The sequence below is a fragment of the Falsirhodobacter algicola genome (assembly GCF_018279165.1).
Lineage (GTDB): Bacteria > Pseudomonadota > Alphaproteobacteria > Rhodobacterales > Rhodobacteraceae > Falsirhodobacter > Falsirhodobacter algicola.
In genome coordinates, this window is the sequence record NZ_CP047290.1 from 138,147 (window position 1) to 156,494 (window position 18,348).

12 protein-coding genes and 3 pseudogenes are annotated in these 18,348 nt (G+C 60.4%); 5 read left to right on the forward strand and 10 right to left on the reverse strand.

Annotated features, from left to right (window positions below):
• Nucleotides 1–4: 4 nt before the first annotated feature.
• The 8 genes and pseudogenes from GR316_RS12100 to GR316_RS12135 all read right to left on the reverse strand — a co-directional run.
• Nucleotides 5–1,576: a hypothetical protein gene (locus GR316_RS12100; protein WP_211785248.1), complete on the reverse strand. Its 1,572-nt coding sequence runs from the start codon at nucleotides 1,574–1,576 to the stop codon at nucleotides 5–7.
• Nucleotides 1,570–3,381, reverse strand: coding sequence for an ATP-binding protein (locus GR316_RS12105; protein ID WP_211785249.1), 1,812 nt, complete (start codon nucleotides 3,379–3,381; stop codon nucleotides 1,570–1,572). The genes GR316_RS12100 and GR316_RS12105 overlap by 7 nt, the downstream gene beginning before the upstream one ends.
• A 7-nt stretch (nucleotides 3,382–3,388) precedes the next feature.
• Complete coding sequence (locus GR316_RS12110) at nucleotides 3,389–4,264, reverse strand: phosphoadenosine phosphosulfate reductase domain-containing protein (RefSeq protein ID WP_211785250.1); 876 nt, start codon at nucleotides 4,262–4,264, stop codon at nucleotides 3,389–3,391.
• Complete coding sequence (locus GR316_RS12115) at nucleotides 4,261–7,446, reverse strand: hypothetical protein (RefSeq protein WP_211785251.1); 3,186 nt, start codon at nucleotides 7,444–7,446, stop codon at nucleotides 4,261–4,263. The genes GR316_RS12110 and GR316_RS12115 overlap by 4 nt, the downstream gene beginning before the upstream one ends.
• Complete coding sequence (locus tag GR316_RS12120; RefSeq protein ID WP_211785252.1) at nucleotides 7,443–8,345, reverse strand: DUF4007 family protein; 903 nt, start codon at nucleotides 8,343–8,345, stop codon at nucleotides 7,443–7,445. The genes GR316_RS12115 and GR316_RS12120 overlap by 4 nt, the downstream gene beginning before the upstream one ends.
• On the reverse strand, nucleotides 8,342–9,475 hold the full coding sequence (locus tag GR316_RS12125; protein WP_211785253.1) for a cysteine desulfurase family protein: 1,134 nt from the start codon (nucleotides 9,473–9,475) through the stop codon (nucleotides 8,342–8,344). The genes GR316_RS12120 and GR316_RS12125 overlap by 4 nt, the downstream gene beginning before the upstream one ends.
• A 264-nt stretch (nucleotides 9,476–9,739) precedes the next feature.
• Nucleotides 9,740–9,979 (reverse strand): annotated as a pseudogene (locus tag GR316_RS13830) (WYL domain-containing protein); the annotation flags it as partial.
• A 303-nt stretch (nucleotides 9,980–10,282) separates the two neighbouring features.
• Nucleotides 10,283–10,657: pseudogene (locus GR316_RS12135) on the reverse strand (transposase); the annotation flags it as partial.
• A gap of 357 nt (nucleotides 10,658–11,014) precedes the next feature.
• Here GR316_RS12135 and GR316_RS12140 point away from each other — a divergent pair.
• From GR316_RS12140 to rlmF, 3 genes are all read left to right on the forward strand, one after another.
• Nucleotides 11,015–11,647, forward strand: coding sequence for a tyrosine-type recombinase/integrase (locus tag GR316_RS12140; protein WP_211785254.1), 633 nt, complete (start codon nucleotides 11,015–11,017; stop codon nucleotides 11,645–11,647).
• A 189-nt stretch (nucleotides 11,648–11,836) separates the two neighbouring features.
• Complete coding sequence (locus tag GR316_RS12145; protein WP_211785255.1) at nucleotides 11,837–12,931, forward strand: Fic family protein; 1,095 nt, start codon at nucleotides 11,837–11,839, stop codon at nucleotides 12,929–12,931.
• Between the two features lie 74 nt (nucleotides 12,932–13,005).
• Nucleotides 13,006–13,911, forward strand: coding sequence for a 23S rRNA (adenine(1618)-N(6))-methyltransferase RlmF (gene rlmF / locus GR316_RS12150; protein WP_211785256.1), 906 nt, complete (start codon nucleotides 13,006–13,008; stop codon nucleotides 13,909–13,911).
• A 697-nt stretch (nucleotides 13,912–14,608) separates the two neighbouring features.
• On the opposite strand, the gene GR316_RS13955 is transcribed toward rlmF, so the two are convergent.
• Nucleotides 14,609–15,124, reverse strand: a complete 516-nt coding sequence (locus tag GR316_RS13955) for a HupE/UreJ family protein (RefSeq protein ID WP_211785257.1) — start codon at nucleotides 15,122–15,124, stop codon at nucleotides 14,609–14,611.
• A gap of 170 nt (nucleotides 15,125–15,294) precedes the next feature.
• On the opposite strand from GR316_RS13955, the pseudogene GR316_RS12160 reads away from it, so the two are divergent.
• Nucleotides 15,295–16,441 (forward strand): annotated as a pseudogene (locus GR316_RS12160) (IS3 family transposase).
• Between the two features lie 38 nt (nucleotides 16,442–16,479).
• Here GR316_RS12160 and GR316_RS12165 read toward each other — a convergent pair.
• A complete protein-coding gene (locus GR316_RS12165) occupies nucleotides 16,480–16,962 on the reverse strand; it encodes a hypothetical protein (protein ID WP_211785258.1) in 483 nt (160 codons plus the stop codon).
• Nucleotides 16,963–17,320: 358 nt separating this feature from the next.
• On the opposite strand from GR316_RS12165, the gene GR316_RS12170 reads away from it, so the two are divergent.
• Nucleotides 17,321–18,193, forward strand: coding sequence for a hypothetical protein (locus GR316_RS12170; protein ID WP_211785259.1), 873 nt, complete (start codon nucleotides 17,321–17,323; stop codon nucleotides 18,191–18,193).
• Nucleotides 18,194–18,348 lie beyond the last annotated feature (155 nt).

Consider the following 18,348-nt stretch of genomic DNA (forward strand, 5'->3'; position numbering starts at 1 on the left):
CCCACTACCTGTACGGGTTCGTTACGAAAGCACAGTCATCCGAAAGCCGCTGCGTCAGCGCGAGCCGCGTCATGCGCGCCTCAAGGGCTGCAAGGTTCGCCTCGTAGCGCTCAACATGGATCCGCCCGAACGCCTTTCGGGCCTCTTCGGGGCCGATGACCAGGCCGTAGCGCCGGTAGAGTTCGGCCACAAAGTCCCGTAATTCGATGGTACGACTGACGTTTGCGAGGATGAGAGCGAAGAGCATCCCGTCGTCGAGAGCGAACCATGGCCCGACCCTTTGTCGCGAAGTCGCTGCTCCCGACGCCTTTGCCAGCGGCAAGAGGTACCTGTAGATGTTGTTCTTGTCGCGCTGCATCGCATGTTCGATGAAGGCTTCTAGTTGCTGCGCCGGCGTCGCGGCATTCCCGCGCTGGCCGTCGCCCTTGGTAAAGCCGAACCTCTCCTGCAGCGCCTGCTTGGCAAGGCCGGGATCGCTGCGCTCCACCGCCATCTTCCAGCGATTGCAGCCCCCAAGCACCCGCTCAATAAAAGCCCTTACAGCACGATTGGCGGCATCCCTATGCAGGTTCAGGTGGACTTTGGCTTCCTCGCGGAGTTGCTGGTTGCCCCCGTCGGTCAGGTCGGCCACGATCGGCACTGGCCGGGATGCCCCGACTTCATCCTGTGCCCTCTCCGCGAGATAGCCGATGAGGTTGAGCCCCGTGATGCGGAAGAGCGGCTCAAATAGGTGACCCTCTGGCAGGCGATCGCACATCAGGACGTTCAGCCAATCCTCGGCGAGGCGATCATAGGCAGGCAGCGTTAGATGCGGCAAATATCCGATCTGAGTATTTGACGCTCCGGTGTCACTAGGATCGGACAGGGCGTGCGCGATCCGGTTCATCGGATCATTTTCGCTGAGCAGTCGCTTACTGATCAGCCCGCTCACCTCGGAGGCCCGCGATGAGCGGTTCAGCATCAAATAGACGAGTTCGCCGCCACGGCCAAAGAAGCGTCGGTCGGCGGACCAGCTGCCGCGCGCCTCTCGCATGTCGGTGCAAATCATGTCCGGTCCGGTTACGGCGAGGAAGCGCGAGGTCCACCGTCGATTGTGCATCACATCGAGTTCGCGCGACTGCAGCAGCCGGACCGCTTGGCGCAGAGCGTTTATATCTCGGGAAAATCTGTCGTCGAGATAGGCGAAGGCGTCGTGCACCGTCCCGGCGCCGGGCTCGCGCTGCCCCTCCCCGAATTGCGTGTTGACCCGTTTCTTCCATTCCTGCCATTTCTCATGATCCGGAATGGCGGTGTCCTCGATCACCTGTTCGAGATGCCGATCCTGAAAGAGCAGGAACCGCATCTTGCGCCGGTGGGGCAGAGCATAGTGGAAAGTCTCATGCGCGTCCGGCTTTGGCTGAACACTGCCCAGAGCGGTTGCAGCGCAGACCGCCAAGGTCTCCAGAACAATCATAAACGGCTCTTGCTCCTGCATGAAGCGGTGGCCGTGAATGAGCTCCTGCACGCGCATGTCGGAGCTGTCGAGGACGTTCGGCGGCGGCGGCAGTCTGATCGTGGACAAGCTGTTCATCACCATGAATCTCCCTCGGCCATGATGGCAACTCCATGCTCCTGCAGGTTGCCGTCTACCATCTGCACCTCCTTAGGCATTGGTGCAATCCCGTTGAACGCCTGCGGGACCGCGGTCGCAACCCGGAGTTGGAACCGCTCGACCTCACGCTGGCATTCGGAGGAAAAGCTGGCCGGCAGCGCACCGTCGGCGATCCGAAGCAGGCACTCAACGAGAGTCGGACGTAGTGCAAGGATCACTGTGAGATCCTCCCGCCCCTGGGTGATAAGGTGGATCTCTGGTGGCCGTCCGTTGTCAGAGGGACCCGTGCGGTGCTTGCCCGGCAGATGGAACGTCACCGTGCTCGTCCCGCCGGCGCGAGGACGGCCGGCGTGCTGTACCAAAAGGGGGATCTCGCTACCCATGTAGACACCGGACGGCGCCGTTACCCACAGCCGGTCATCTGTAATGGTCATCTCGCCGGTCATCATTCGGTTCAACCCGCGCAGCAGCCGGCGGGCAATCGACTGCGGCATGCCTAGGCCGAGGAGGCCGTCGACCATGGTAACGTAGTCCGAGCCATGTTTGAACACGGAGAGGTTCCATGGGCTGCGGCGCGGGTTCGACGTAACATCGGCACTCTGTGGATCAAGGGCGAAGAACAGCCGCCGCCGCTGATCGACCATAGCGCGCTGGAAATCACTTGAATGGCGAGCCGGGTCACCCCGATACATCTCGCGGACGGACGTGAAGATGCGCTCCCCATACCAAGGGCAGTCGGGCAGGCTGTCGTTGCCCCACAACAGGCCGTGGTCGAAAGTATTGTTGGTCTCGAAGCCGATCTGAAACTCACTGAGCACGGTGAACGCGCCATACTGCCGGCGCTCGCGCTCAGTCAGGTTTACCCCGAACGCGTTAGCGTAGGGGTTGGTCGATCCATAGTCGTTCTCCCGCGCGCGCCTCTGCGCCTTCTGACACGTCAGGAGGGTCGAGCCCTGTCGTGCATCCCCGAGCAGGATATTGACGGTCAGCAGGATCAGCTGCCGGATCGACAGATGCCGCCCGTCTGCGGCCGCCATGCGGATCATGTCCTTCAGGCGAGCGCGCATCGATGCGGGGTCCTTCCGCCGCAGGATGTCGCGGTTGCAAAGGATTGGGCATGGATTATCGCTGTCCGCGGTCACCGGACAGCCATCGCACGATCCCCACCCGGCATGTTCCACCACACCGTCGAGGATCTGGTCAATAAGGTGACGATGCGACTGGCGCGACATATTGATCAGCAAGAACTGTCCGTCTGGATCGTCCCGCTCGTCGCTGCGTAGCATCTCCGCAATTCGGTCGTGAAGGGCAGCCTCATCGCGATCGCGGAAGAACTTCAGCAGATGTCCGTCGTTGACGCAGATGACGAAGACATCGGAGCTCTCGCCGGTCAGTGCAGCCATGATGTCGGGGAAGATGCGGGTCTTCTCGGCCTCGTTGAGTTCACTTAGGTCCTTGATGAACCGAACCGATCGGCCCGAAGGTAAGGGCTGGGGCAGAGAATAAATCTTTTGCGTGTTGGTCCAAACGCGTGCCTCGCCGGACAGCGCCTGTGCCACTTTCCGCGCGGTGTAGGTCTTACCGTCTCCGGCCGTCCCGGTAAGAAACACGCACTTAGGTTCGGCAGACTGCAGCATCCCGACCAGTTCGGCCGTGAGCGGTTGGTCAATCTGTAGGGCCGCACAGCCGGTCCTTGCGGCCGCCTCTACAACAAACTCGTCGTAGAGGTTGTTCGAGGATGCCTGAGGGCCATAGGAGGCCAAGAATTCAACCAGGTTATTGCTCGTCATCGCGGCCTCACAGGTGGCAGATGGCGCATCCGTCTTCCGGCTCGCCAATGGGGGTTGCATAGCGTTCGCGGAGCTTCTCTAGCTCCTCGAGCGACCGTGTCTGCGACCATGTAAAGCACCGCCCGTTTGCCTTGGGCGCCTCGTATGTCTTCGCCGCTTCGAACAACTCGGGATGGCGCTCCTTCAACCCTTGCCATTCCCCGACTTGCTGGTAGAAACAGAAGTAGCACCCCGACCGCGACCGCCAGTCGTAATAGGGCGGCAGCCCAAGCCCGCAGCCCAGCAGCAACTCCCGGACATCGTCAAGGCCGAAGCCGATGTCCTTGAGCGGATAGACCGGCACGATGTTATTGCGGTTGGACAGCACAACCGGTTTGGCGCGCCCCGTCTCCACCCCATCGTCGTCACTCGCCTGAGCCGGTTTGGCCGCAGCGCCGCGAAAGCCTTCCCGGTTCTCGTCGGCGCGGATGCCAATGTAGGAATAGGCCTCGTCGCCGCCGACGAAATGCTCAAACGGCTTGATCTTCAGCATGCGCGTGCACCAGCGCGCCTGCGGGTTAGGCAGGAAGCCCGAGTAGACCTCGTTCAGCAGCACATCGAAGGGCGACCGCCGCCCGGCTTTCGAGCGGACCTGCAACTCGGGCAGGTCGAGTGCCGTTAGCCGGTTAACCTGCACCCCGAAGATCGCTTCGAACCGGCGCAGATAGCTGTAAGTCTCAGGCAACTCGGCCCCGGTGTCCGTGAACACAAACTCCAACGGCAGGTCACCGTGATGCTCGAGCATGTAGACCGCCAGCGCGGTAGAGTCCTTGCCGCCACTCAGCGGAATGATATGACGTCGTGACCGATCCTGCACCGCGTCAGAAAGACTAGTTGGTGTCATGACGCCCCCTTATAAATTTCATCCAAATACTTGATCAGGCGCGCATTCCCGATCTTGGCACCGTAAACGTCAAAGATTGTGGCCAGCTTGTTGCGCAGGAACGGCTCGAATGCATCGCTGCCGTCCGCGTGCTCTAGGACCGCGTCTTCGATCCGCACGACAGCCTTCTCAAGTCGATCACGAAAGATGTCGGCCGTCCTGTCGTCCCAGGCCTCGAAGCCCTCGCCGCAGAGAATACCACTCAATTGGGTGACAAAACCTCGCTCGCCCCTGGGTACGTTGACGGCAGTGCGGGCCCGTGCGAGCACACCTCTCGCCTCGTGATCGAGGGCGCGTACCGCTTCGTCGGCAAGAGGGACGCAGGCTGCCCACTTAGATGCGGCGTCAAGCAGAGAGCGCGGGCTACCTCTGAGGCGGCGGCAGAAAATCGCTGCGGCGACGTCAACCGCGCGGTCGGCAAATGCAGAAGATACGCTTTCGATCTGACGCACTGCTGTCGCGACCCCCTCGATCGTCGCCGCGTTCAAGGCCGGTTCTCCGAGCACCCGAGGAAGTTCCCGGAACAGGAAGTCTACGGGATCGAAGGCCTTCTTGCGCAACAAAGGTTGGAGAAGATCTGCGTTCTCACCCAAGCCTCGAGTGCTCAGTGCCGTGGGTGGAAGGCCGCCTCGCCATTCCAACAGCGCATCGTAAAAGCCTCTCAGAAGGTCAGGCTCCTGCGGATCAAGGTCTCCCACGAGACATCGGATCATCTTCTCAAGGTTGCGCGACTGGCTTCGCGTAAGCGCAGGCACCTCCAGCTCGAAGCGCTTTGGCTCCTCGCACATCTTTTCGATCAGGCTCGGCTGGACATCATCAACATACCGCGCGCGGCCGTCGACGACTTCCCGTAGAGCCAAGGCCCTGCCAAATGCGACCATACCCGCCGTCAGCAGGAGCGGCAGCACACCCTCCCGAAGCCCGATAGGCGGAGCTGTCAGTCGATCTATAAGGTCCTCTACGCTCTTGGGTTGATCAGAGGGATCGACGAAGAACCGCTCGATCTCCCTCCACACATGCTGCATGGAGAGGTCACCTAGCTCTGAGGGCACGCGCCACCGCCAAGCGCCATCGCTGCTGGCGTAGAGGCCGGTACGCTCAAGGACGGTGCGGTAGAGCGAGGCGTCGGCCGATGTGGCGCCCCCATAGCCGAGTGCGCGGATACCGGTGCGTTCAATAATCGCAAGCATGCAGCGTTTGCGGGCCGAACGCGTGACCGCGGAGACCTTGCGCCGCACGACCTGTTCGTTCGCGATTTTTGGGGTCTGGGGGAACCGGGTTTCGAAGAGGCGGGAGAGGATCTCGCCCAGGGTACCGCCCTCGGCGAAGCTGTGGAGTGTCGGGCCAGACAGCCAGACGACTTCGCCACGATCGGGGTTCATCAGCCGCTCGAGGCTCTGGCGCAGCGCGGCCTCGGCCTCGGCCTTCAACTCTTTCAGCTCGCGTTCGACCAGCGGGTCGGTGGCGAGCAGCTCGCGGCGGTCGAGAAGCACCTCCAGCGCTAAGAGTTCGGCGAGGATCGAGCCGACCTCGGCTGAGCGACGGGGCAGCGCCAGGATGAGATGGGGCGGCAGGGCGCGGGCGAGTTCCACAAGATCAGGCCGGTCCGCAGTAGCGTCGATGACGAGGGCCACCAGCGCATCCTCGGCGTCGGCCTGTTTCCGCAGGGCCTCCAACCCCGACGCCGAGGTTAGGTCGCTGGCGCGCACGAAGCGGGCCTGGGCGAAGCGGGTGATCCCGCGGGCGTGATTGTAGGGCGGCGCAGTGTAGGAATCAGGCGCGAACATTTGCTCTAGCGCCGCCACTGGGTCGCTGTCCATCGCAAGCCGCGCAGCCTCTTCGGCCACCATCTGCCCGAGATCGATATCGGCCCCGTGCCAAATCGATATGTCATCCAAACGGCGACGATGGAGGAGCAATTTGCGCGCCACAAGCGCCTCGATAACGACCTCAATGTCGTCGGGCGGCGTGTCGGTGCCCTCTGCCACAGCATAGACCAGCCGCGAGCGCGGCAGCTTCAGTCGCTCCGCGCTGCGTCCGAGCTGCAGGAGCGCCGCAGTCTTGACGACCTGACGTTCAAGGTCGGTCTCGGTACGCGACAGCGCCGTCTCGGCCTCTACGAAGCGGCGATGGGTGCCACCAGGGCCAGTGTCCGAGCGCATCGCCGGGGCGAAGAAGTCATAAAGCGCATCGACTCCCAGCGAGGTGCTGGGCTCGTCCGCCGCCGCAACATCGGCAAGGAATCGGAACATCGTCCTTTCGGCCTGCGCGACCTGCGCCGCGAGGCTTGGCAAGACCTGGAGCGCTGCCGGCGTTAGTGGAGCGGTGCGAACGAGGATTTCTGCTAGCCGTGCATCATCTGTGACATCCGAGAAAAAGCCTGCGGCTCGGGCGCGTCCTATGGCTGCTGCGTCAGGCGCGGACCGGCACCCGTTCAGAGCCTCGGCAAGCATCTCCAACGCGTCCACACCGTCGTCGATCAGACTCAGCGTGTCGAACCTACCCTCGATTTTCTTCCAGGCAGACTGGGTGGTCTCAGATGCCCTGCGAGTGTAGTGATACACACCCTGGTGCATGAGCGTGGTCAGCGTGACCCGGGGCTCCGACCGTCGTACGGCCCATTCGGCCAAATCCTGTACAGCCAACAGATCCTCTGGGCGGCCCTCGCGGACTAGGGTCTCCAGATGCTGGCCGAACTCGTCCCAGACGATGGCGATCCGCGCAATGCTGCCTTGGCGGGCCTTCCGTAGGATCTCAGTCAGAACCTTGTCCAGCGGACCGCTCTTTACCCCCGCGCGTTCGGACAGCACGGCAGCAAGGTCAGGACAGGCGCCGTGCAGGAGCAGCACAAGTGTAGGTCCGGAGGCCTCGGCCGCAGCCGCAGCGAGATCTGGATCTACTAGGACGATACGCGCGCGCAGGTCACGGGCCGTGGATGGTTCCCCTGCAATCAGGGTGATCCCGGCGAGCGCCGCGAGCGATTTTCCAGCACCGTACGGTGCGACCACATGGGTGGCCGTGCTCCGCTCCAGCCCACAAACGGCACGCACCACCTGCAGCGTCTTGCGCGTGGGGCGGTAGGCCGCGATCACGTCCTCTCGCGTGCGGTCGTCCGCGATATTGATCGAGCGCAGGACGTTCATGCCGCCTCCCGTGCCGCGCCAATGCGGTCGTAGAAGCGGCGCGCCCACGTCGCCGCAGTCGCGCTTGGCAGGAAAATAGAGCGCTCCCCAGCTAGCGTGCGGACACTCAGGACGGGTGCCCCTAGGTCCCGCTCCCCACTGACCGCAAGTTCGAGCAAGGCCTCACGCGACCGGCCCAGCATTGCCGCAGCGCGTGTCACTGACGCGCTGCCGATGCTGATGTCCTGCAACACACCCTCACGCAGGTCGTTGCACGAGTGGCTCATGTGGAGCGCCGACAGGACCAGGCCGAGGGCCTCCGGCGGAGTTGGCGTCGGCTCGGAGCGCTCGAACCGGTCCGCTCCACGCAAATGCCGCCACAGGTCAAGCCGATGGAATGGCGAACCAAGATTGTCCTCTGGGTCGATCCGCGGCCGCGGCACCGGCACAGCCCAAGTCTGCATCACCGCAGCCACCTCGCGCTGTATCGTTTTGATCGCCGGCGCCTTGCCACGGGCCGGCGAGAGTTCGCGCAGAAGCGTTTCGGTCAGTATGGTCCTGTCGCAGCGCTCCGGCCGTCGCGGGGCAAAGAACCAAGGCAATGACGTCTTCATCCCGCAGGTCATGGCACTGGCATGTACCAGCCACCACGTGCCCAGACGGACCATGTAGGGGTCATGCTCCACCACCGCGGTGCCGAGAGGCGTTAGTTCCAGAGGGCCATTTCGGCTAGCCCGTATCGCAAGACCCGTGGCGTCGAGCCACCAACCGATCGACTTAGCCATATTGCGGCCAACCCCCAGGCGGTCGGCTGTCTCAGGAGCCGAGAACACGCCCGCGCCATCGTCGTGCAGGTGCAGAAGGCCCTTCGTCAACCAGCCCGGACGGGGATAGAAGGTTTCATGTCCGCCAAGCTTCATGCCAGACCACCCATTACTTCGCGGAGAAACAGCGTCTCCTCTGCCATAATTTGCGCCGCAATTTCGACATCCGCTTCCATTGTGTCGACGGACACGGCTACGCGGAGGCTGGCAAAGGCCTCCTCGTGTGACCGTCCCATCGCCAAGAGCGTCCGCGATGGCTCTGGTTGCCCAGAGGAACAGGCCGAAACCTGTGAGCAGAGGATGCCGCGCGTCTCAAGCCGGGCCACCAGCGCCATGCCATCCACGCCGGGAATGGTCAGATTGCTCGTGTTCGGCACGCGCGGCGCATCCGCGCCATTGATGCGCACCTCGGGGAGCGCCGCCGACACCTGAGCCTCGAACTGATCTCGCAATTGCGCCATCTGTGCAATCGCCCCGGACAGATTTCGATGGCGGAATTCGCAGGCGATGCCAAGGCCGACGATGCCCGGTACATTCAGTGTGCCGCCTCTCCAACCACGTTCTTGCCCGCCACCAACCGCAATTTCCACCGGCGGCAACCCTTCTGGCTGCACCAATACACCAATTCCTTTCGGCCCGTGCAGCTTGTGACCAGACAAGGTCAGATAAGCCGCATCGTCTGCCTTCAACGCAACCCGCCCTACCGCTTGAGAGCCATCGACCAGACAGACCGCGCCATACCGCTCTGCCACGGCCTTGATCGCTGCCAGATCCTGCAGCACGCCGGTCTCGCCATTGGCCCAAGCGAGAGCGATGAGTTTCGGCCCATTGATGCTGTTTAGCGCTGTCTCGAGTGCATCCAGCCGCCAGCGTCCGGCCTCATCGAGCTGCACCAACCGCACCAATTGTGGCTTATGCTGAAAATAAAGCCCCGCCACCGCGGGATGCTCTGCGGTCGAGGTTACCAGCGCCGCCCCCAGCTTGGAATGGTGCCGTAACACCGCTTCGTTTGCTTCGGTCGCGCCAGAAGTGAACACAACTCGCTCGGCCCGCACACCGAGAAACCCTGCCACCTGTTCACGCGATGTTGCCACTGTCCGTGCCACCGTCTGCCCAAACCCATGGACGCTTGACGGGTTTGCCCAATCGGTTTCCAACGCCCGCATTACGGCTGCTACAACCTCCGGCGCAGGTCGTGTGGTAGCGTTATTGTCGAGATAAACCATAGATGAATGCATGCGTATTGATTTAGGTTATTAGTAAATAGACTAAGGCTAGTTGAGCGTACTCATCACCGTGTCCTGATTTAAAAGCGCGATCTGCTGACCTCGGGAGGGCTGTGCTCCGGGGGTAGGGCCCAGCCCCAACGGTGAAGCGCATGATAGAATAGCGCACGACGGAGCTTTATCTTGGCTTTTCCATCCTTCATGCCATAGTCGAGTGCGATGATCCTCGCTTGGGTTTCCGAGATAGCAGTCCGCGTCAGGCTAAAGGAACCTCGGCTTGAATTTTGAGCCGCAGATATACGTCCGCGCGCTTTTGTCATAGAACATATTGTCCGGGGCGAAGCCGACGTAACGGTTCAGGTCGGCGGACGCCTGGTTCACCGAGACCCCGAACTGATCCATCAGATCACTACGGTTCACCTGTCCCTCCCAGAACAGACGGAACTCTAAGAACTTGAGACGCTGCTCGACGCCCCAACGAAGCTCCGACATATTGTTTTCCATCACGGCTCGGGCGAGACGTACGGTGACTATGCGCGCCCACTTTCTGGGTTGAGCAAAATTAGCCGATGAAGGAGAATCTCGCAATCAAAATACATCACAAAGCAGAGTTTTAGCGTATGTCTCGTAAACGCTACCCCAACGTCCATACCGGAACATGGTTTGCGACCCTTGCAAGACGAGAGGGGGAGGTGGATTCGAGGACGGGCGGATCGCTCTTCAGATTTGAGGTTCTCGAGAAGCGCGTCGCGGGGCGTTGTTGCGCTAATCGGTTGAAGGCCGATTTTTCCCTATCTCGCTCTGCGTTTAGCCCACAGCTGTGATCTCGGCAGTGCCGAGAGCATTATATTTGTTTATAATGGCAATGCAGATCTGGACCTCGGCGGTCTGTCGATCCGGGTGGCGGGAGGCGATGCGATCGCCGAACGCCTTGAGGCAGTTCATCCGCGCCTCGACCCGACTTCGGACGTGGTAGCCGACCGAGCGTTTCCAGTTGGCGCGTCCCAAGCGTCTTGTCTCATGCAGTATGTCGTTGCGGGGGCGGGGGGCCGGACAATCCTCTTTCCAAGCGCGACCGTTCCGGCGGAAGGGGATGCGCGCTACCGCGCCCTGCTCGACGATCGCAGCATGGCATCGTCTGGTGTCGTAGGCGCCGTTGGCCGTGACCGAGCCGATCTCTTCGCCCCCGGCAATCCAAGTCCACGGGCGGCGCACCGTGCTCGAATGTCATGTTTAGGAGGGAGGGGCAGCTCCGGCAGGCGTGCCCGGTTTTGTTCGTAAGTGGCGGCCCGCGCGAAATTCGAACAAACTTTTGAAAGATTCGTCTACTGGCCATGTCATATGAGCAAATGCTAATGGCTGGCCCTTGTCAGAAGGCATCCCTCGGTGCTTCGCTAATGACCACTATCCAAAACCTGCGATTGCCATGCCGCGCTTCCCGCCCCCGCAACCCGCTCGACGCGACTCGGGCTCTTCATGATACGCTAGCGATGTCGGACAATCCGAAGCTGGGGAGGGACGGAGGCAGAGGATACTGCCATGTCCACAGATTTCCTCCCGATTGTCCGGCCGGATCATCCGGCGTGGAACAAGGGCCGCATCATAGGGCAGAAACGGCCGCTGTTGCCCAAGCATGTTTGGTCGATCCGGGTTCGTCTTGAAATGTCCGGCAACAAGCGTGATCTCGCGCTGTTCAACATGGCCATCGACATCAAACTGAGGGGGTGTGACCTTGTTTGCCTGAAGGTTCGAGAAGTCTTTGTTGCTGGCAGGGCCAAAGATCGCGCGTCGGTTACGCAGAGCAAGACCGGAAAACCGGTTCGCTTCGAGATCACCGAGACCACGCGACAGTCGCTCGAGCGTTGGATCATGGATCCAGAGATGATCTGCAGCGATTATCTATGGCCGAGCCGCCTACATGCCAGCGAGCATCCTTCTACCCGCCAGTATGCCCGCATCCTTCGCGGATGGGTCCTGTCGATCGGTCTCGAGCCGAGCGGTTATGGCACGCATTCGATGCGGCGGACGAAAGTCGCTCAGCTCTACAAGAAGACAGGAAATCTCAGGGCCGTTCAGCTTCTGTTAGGCCACACCAAGATGGACAGCACTGTGCGTTATCTGGGTGTCGATCTGGATGACGCGTTGGCGCCCTCTGAAGGAGTTGACCTGTAAGGATGTCCGGCCGCCGCTAACGCGATGGCCGGATGCTCAGCTCGCCAAGGTGCCAGTGACAGGGCATGCGCGTCGAGCATCCACTTTGTTCGCGTGGATCCAGCACATGTTCGCGGAATACAACTTGAGCGAACACGTGCTCCATGTCATGTTAAGAAAAGCCGATTTATCGAACACGTTAATGATCTTATGTTAACACCGACATACGTCCTGCCGGGGTTGCCTCCACCAGTCGATCTGGAGACCGTGCGGGTCCTGAAAAGTCTGAACCGTGCGTCACGAGCGTTGGCGAACCTAAAGGGCCAGGCCAGAACAATACCGAACCAAGGTATCCTGATCGATACCTTGGCGTTGCAGGAGGCAAAGGCCTCCTCCGAGGTCGAGAACATCGTCACGACGCAGGATGAGCTGTTCCAGGCGGACGTGTTTCCCGACGACCCACGGTCACCGGCGGCCAAGGAGGTTGCGCGTTATCGCGATGCCCTGCGGCTTGGGCACCGGAGGCTGGTCGAGACGGGTGGCCTCGTCCCGAATTCGACCCTCATCGACATGTTCCGCCTGCTGAAGGATCGCGATGACGCCTTCCGGGTGACACCAGGCACCGCGCTGAAGAACGAGCGGAGCGGGGAAACGGTCTTCGTCCCGCCGCAGGACGCCAACGAGATCATCCGCCTGATGACCGGCCTCGAGCGGTTCGTGAACGACGACGAGCGGTCCGACCTTGATCCGCTGATCAAGATGGCGCTCATCCATCACCAGTTCGAAAGCATCCATCCTTTTGCGGACGGGAACGGGCGGATCGGGCGTATCCTGAATGTGCTCTACCTCACGCGGACGGGCTTGCTGGACATTCCGATCCTCTATCTCTCGCGCCACATCACCCGGCACAAGGGCGACTATTATCGACTTCTGCAAGCCGTCCGGGACGACGGTGCGTGGGAGGACTGGGTGATCTTCATGCTGGATGCCGTGGCCGACACGGCCATCACCACCGCCGAGCTGGTCGAGGGTATCGGGACGCAAATGCGAGACGCGAAACATCGGCTTCGCTCAGAGTTGCCGAAAATTTACAGTCAGGACCTGCTCAACAACCTGTTCCGGCACCCCTACACTCGGATCGACTACGTCCAAAGCGAACTCGGCATCACGCGTCAGACGGCCGCACGTTATCTCGACACGCTCTCCGAGAACGGGTTCGTGGAGAAACATCGCGCCGGCAAGAGCAACTACTACATCAACATATCTCTTGTGCGATTGCTCATGAGGGTGTCCGAGGGCACCTGAGATGGCGCCGCTCAACGAGGAGCTGAGCGGCTCAGCCCAAATGTTTCCAAACTCCAAGTAGCAAAAGGTCTTCCATGGCTGTCAAATCCACGTTGCACCCCCGCAACCAGCACAGGGAGGGGTATGACTTCGCACGCCTGATGGCGACATCACCCGGGTTGGCGGCCTTCACGATGAGAAACCCGCGCGGCCAGCTCACGATCGATTTCTCGGACGCAGCCGCGGTTCGCATGCTCAACCGCGCGCTCTTGCTGACGCACTACGACATCGATTTCTGGGAAATTCCGGCGACGTATCTGTGCCCTCCGATACCGGGCCGCGTCGATTACATTCATCATCTCGCGGATCTGCTGGCCGAGAGCAACGGCGGGCAGATCCCGCGCGGCCACGACGTCAAGGCTCTGGACATCGGGACCGGTGCCAGCCTGGTGTATCCGCTGACCGGCCAGCATGAATACGGCTGGGGCTTCACGGGCGTTGACATCGATCCGGTCTCGCTCAGATCGGCGCGTCAGATTTGCCAGAGAAATGGTCTGAACATCACGCTCCGACAGCAAAACAATTCGGAGAATGTCTTCAGGGGCGTGATCGGGCGCGACGACATCTTTCATGTCACCCTGTGCAATCCGCCGTTCCATGCGTCCCCCGAGCATGCCGACAGGGGTAGCCGACGCAAGTGGCGCAACCTTGGGAAGGGGGACACAGGCAAGCTGAACTTCGGGGGGCAAAATGCCGAACTGTGGTGCCCGGGGGGCGAGATCGGCTTCATCGCGAGAATGATCGAGCAGAGCAGAGATTTTGCCGACCAGTGTCTATGGTTCACCTCGCTGGTGTCCAGAAACGACAGCCTCAAGCCCCTCTCACGGATGCTGTCCAAGGCAGGGGTCGCAGAGATGAAGATCGTCGAGATGGCGCAAGGACAGAAGACAAGTCGCTTCATTGCTTGGACCTACCACGCTGAAAGGAAGCGCTCCTTGTAGGCGAACGGTTCAGTAGCACGACGATCGCGAGTGTCGGCACTTGATGCCGGATGGACCTCGACACAGCACAACATGCAGATCATCTCAGAGCAGGACCCTAAAACGACGCGACGTCCAGCGGCAGCTTCTTCATGTGGCGTCCTGCTGTCGTTCTTGTGCAGGTGCTGGCTCCACAAATCCACACGGCATCGCCAGCTTAGTGCTGGTACTGAACCGCTCGTAACCGGCCGCTTTGTCAGGTCGTAGCAGATGCCGCACTGCACTGCCGCCGGTCAGCTTACTGCCCGCGCGAGCCGTGGGCAGGGTGATCACCGAGCCGCGCTCGGATGACTGCTTTGCCAAGTCCGCCGCGGGCGCGATGCCGCGGTGCCGTCAGACCGCTTCCCGCCCTTCATGACCGTGACGGGTTACGGACTACGGAGATTGTCGGGACGGCAGGTGGTTTGTGTGATGGGCAAGAATTTCTGGAAGCGAGCTCCCGCAACCAAACAATCTCAAACCTCCCCAACCGGGAGGCTTTTTGCATTCCAGGCACTAGGACTGAGATGGATCGCCCCACGCCCCACGCCCCACGCATAGGGCCATCAGTCTGTATGTTCCGTCGCCATAGGTGACAGCTAAACTTGGATAAAGCCGTGTAGTGGCGGACCAAGCAGAGCCCGCAAGGCGGGTGCTTCGGTACACTGCTGGCTCACTCTCAAATCACCCGCTCGATCGTCCAGTACAGCCCCATGGCTGCGATCGCGCAGGACGCGGGGACGGCGATGCGCGCGCGGTACCAAGGTTTGCGTCCGAAGGGCAGGCCCAGTACCAGAAACGCCAGAGCGATCACGCAAAGCTGTCCCAGCTCCACGCCGAGGTTGAAGCCGATCAGCCCCGTGACGAACTGACCCGCATGCAGCCCCACATCGCTGAGGACCGAGGCGAAGCCCAGCCTGTGCAACAGCCCAAAACCGAAGACGACGCCCACGCGCGCATAGGTGACCGTCCTGCGCTTGGCGAAGATCGCGTCCACCAGCTTGCTGTGATCCCATATCACGCAGGCCAGATCACGCTCTAGATCGGCCCGTCGCGTGACGCCTGAAGCCCGAAGCCGATTGAGCTCCGCGACATATTCCTCGCAGAAGATCCGTACCGCTGCCTCGTACATCAGGCGATGCTCCAGCGCGGTCAGAACCCGCGCCTCCAGATCCTTCCGGGTGATGATCACCATATTGGTGCAGATTGAATAGCCCCGAGTTTCTTAGACGCCTTCACGTCTCATCATCTGCTGCCGCTCGAACTCAGCGGGCGACAGCATTCCGTTTCTCGCGTGCTTACGTCTCGGGTTGGACTTGCCCGGAAAATGTGGAGAGCACCAACTGATGAACCAGGAGGTGTTCTATGGGAAACGGGAACAGACCGACGCCGGAGTTTCGGCGTGAAGCGGTGCGGCTGGCACTGACCAGCGGTCGGACGCGACGAGAGATCGCGGAGGATCTGGGCATTGGCCTGTCGACTTTAACGCGATGGCTGAGCCAAGAACGTGATGTCGATGCACGGAACGAGGTTTCTGCCGATCTGCACGCCGAATTGAAGCGGTTGCGGCGTGAGAATGCGGTCCTGAAGCAGGAGCGCGACATCCTAAAAAAAGCCGCGGCCTTCTTCGCGAAAGAGGGAAGTCGATGACCTTCGGCTTCATCAAGGCGGAGAAGGCCAGCGTCCCGATCAGCCAGATGTGCCGTGTTTTTGGGGTCAGCCAGAGCGGCTTCTTTGCTTGGCAGGACCGTCCGGCTTGTCGTCGCCAGCAACAGGACATGGTCTATCTGGCCCATATCCGGACGGCCTTCGCCCTGTCGAACGGCACCTATGGTAGTCCCCGCATGCAGCGCGACCTCGCGGATGAAGGGCACGAGATCGGGCGGCGCCGCACGGCACGTCTAATGCGCGAGAACCAATTGATCGCGCGGCAAAACGGCGATTCAAACGGACAACAGACAGCGAACATTCCTGGCCTGTCGCGCCCAACCTGATCGCGCAGGACTTCACGGCGGACGGCCCGGACCAGAAGTGGGGTGCGGACATCTCCTACATCTGGACGGCAGAAGGCTGGCTTTACCTCGCGGTCGTACTGGATCTCTTCTCCCGGCGCGTCGTCGGTTGGGCCACGAGTGATCGCCTGAAGCGTGATCTCGCTGTAGAAGCCCTGCGACGCGCTCTGATGGCTCGCAACCCTGCGTCGGGACTGGTTCACCATTCCGACCGCGGATCGCAATATTGCTCTGTCAACTATCAGGCCCTGCTCCGAAAAAGGGGCATCCTGATCTCGATGAGTGGGCGCGGGAACTGCTACGACAACGCGATGCTCGAAACGTTCTTCAAGACCATCAAGTCGGAGCTGATCTGGCCGGTCGCATGGCAATCCCACCAGCAGGCCGAAAACGCCATCGCCAGATACATCGACGGGTTCTATAACCCCGTCAGGCAACATTCATCGCTCGGCTTCCAAAGCCCCATCGCCTTCGAGCGAAAGGACACGGAAGTGAGCTAAACACTCTCCACAAAAGCCGGGCAAGTCCACACCAGCACCTACTCTAAAACGTAGACATTCAGTATGTCGATGGGCTCGCCGTCGATCGTCCAACTCTCACCATTACCCTCAATTTCCGCGAAGCCATAGCTATCGAGCAGTTCCAGCCGGTTCTCGCTCGCGCCATGCTTCAGGACGGTATAGTGGTCAAACTTGTCCGAAGGACGTTTGAAAAAGATGATCGCCCCTTTTTCTGCTGCCTTGACGAGGCGGGCGGGTGTCGGCGCGTTCTCTTGGGATGCGCGCATATCAAAGCACCCCAGCAACCAAAGGACATCGGTACGGTAAACACCTTTCGTTGCGGTCGCAGCGACGCTGCCGTCAGGCGCATCGTCAATGGCTTGCACGAGCTTATTAAAGTCTGCGCTGGCACCCTTAGGGTCTTTGATTTTTCCCTCGGAATGCCGTAAATTAATCACTGCATAAAGGCTGCAAAAATGATCGAGATCACCTTGCTGCATCGGGAAACTAATCTGTCTCATGAAAAGCCGGTCCTTGATCAATGATCCATTGTTTGAGGCTACATTATAAGCTCGCTTTGCGCGTCGTTGCAAGGCTAGGCTGATACAAGTTTAGGATATCCGATAATCACGTTGCAATTTGCATTCCTCGCTGACGATTGTCCCGTTCTGTGTAATCCGGCGAAGAGGGCGGAACTGGCGGCGTTGTGGACGTTTAAAAATAACGGCGACAGGTAAATATTTCGCCTATCGTCATGCATCGCTGATGCTCTACTTGTTTTTCTTCCGTGTAACTTGCATCTTTGGTGGGACGGCGGAGAGATGTGATGGCATATTGCGTGCCGCTGACACATGGGATCAGATCGAGAGAGGATCCGGCATGGCTTATCAGCGGGAGTGGCTCGATAGAACGGGAGCACCATATTTGCTTTCGGTTATTCTTGATAGACTCGGGGCGATGGACGAGGCGTTCGTCAGCTATGGGGAAGCTGCTAAGATACTTGAGCGTGAACTGAAGACGCCAATGATCTTCAGCCTTCACATCGGAAGTGTCGCCGGCACGATGATGACCGAGATCCTATCAGTCGCGAAGGATGCCCCTCCGATCAATGCGCTGATTACGGGCACGACCGGAATCCCCGGATCGGGCTTCGCTTGGTATCATGACAATCTGTGGCGCGCGAAGCGGGGCAAGACGTGGGAGCGGCTGGACAACGATCAAAAGCTCGCCGTGGTGAAGGATATTCGCGAGGCGGTCAGGGGGCATGACAACTGGGATCGGGTCTTTGAGCAGGCCTTCGGCGCTCGCCCCATACTTTTTAACCAAAAAAGATTCACCGAGCAAGATGGGAAGCCGCTTGAAAAAATGTTATCGGGCGGCAAAGGCGAAAGCGAGCAACACCGTCGACTGAAGGAATGGGCGCGCGATAATCCGGCAAAGATCGGCCTTCCTCCAGGGTTCGAAGGGAAAGTCCAGAGCGACCTGCTGTCCGGTGACCGGATCGACGTCCTGTTTACGAAGGGCGAGGAGTTCGCTGTTGTCGAAGTGAAGTCTTGTCTGTCAAGCGATGACGACCTCCGCCGCGGCATCTACCAGTGCGTGAAGTATCGGGAGGTGATCCGAGCGACGCGCCTGCCGGTCGAGGTGGAAGTGCGCGCAATCCTTTTGTCAGAGCGAGAATTGCCGTCAGAACTTGCGGCCAGAGCAAAGCTTCTTAGCGTGACGTCACGCGTTCACAAGATGAATCCATGACCACGTTCCGCCGCCTCAAATGTCATCTAAGAGACCTTGTTTGAAATGAGGCATTTCAACGGACAGTAAGGCGACCTAGCATACGGCAGACATACATTTCACAGGCGAGGTGATACGAGCATTCTTTTTACGACCATTCGCGGCGACGGCGCAGA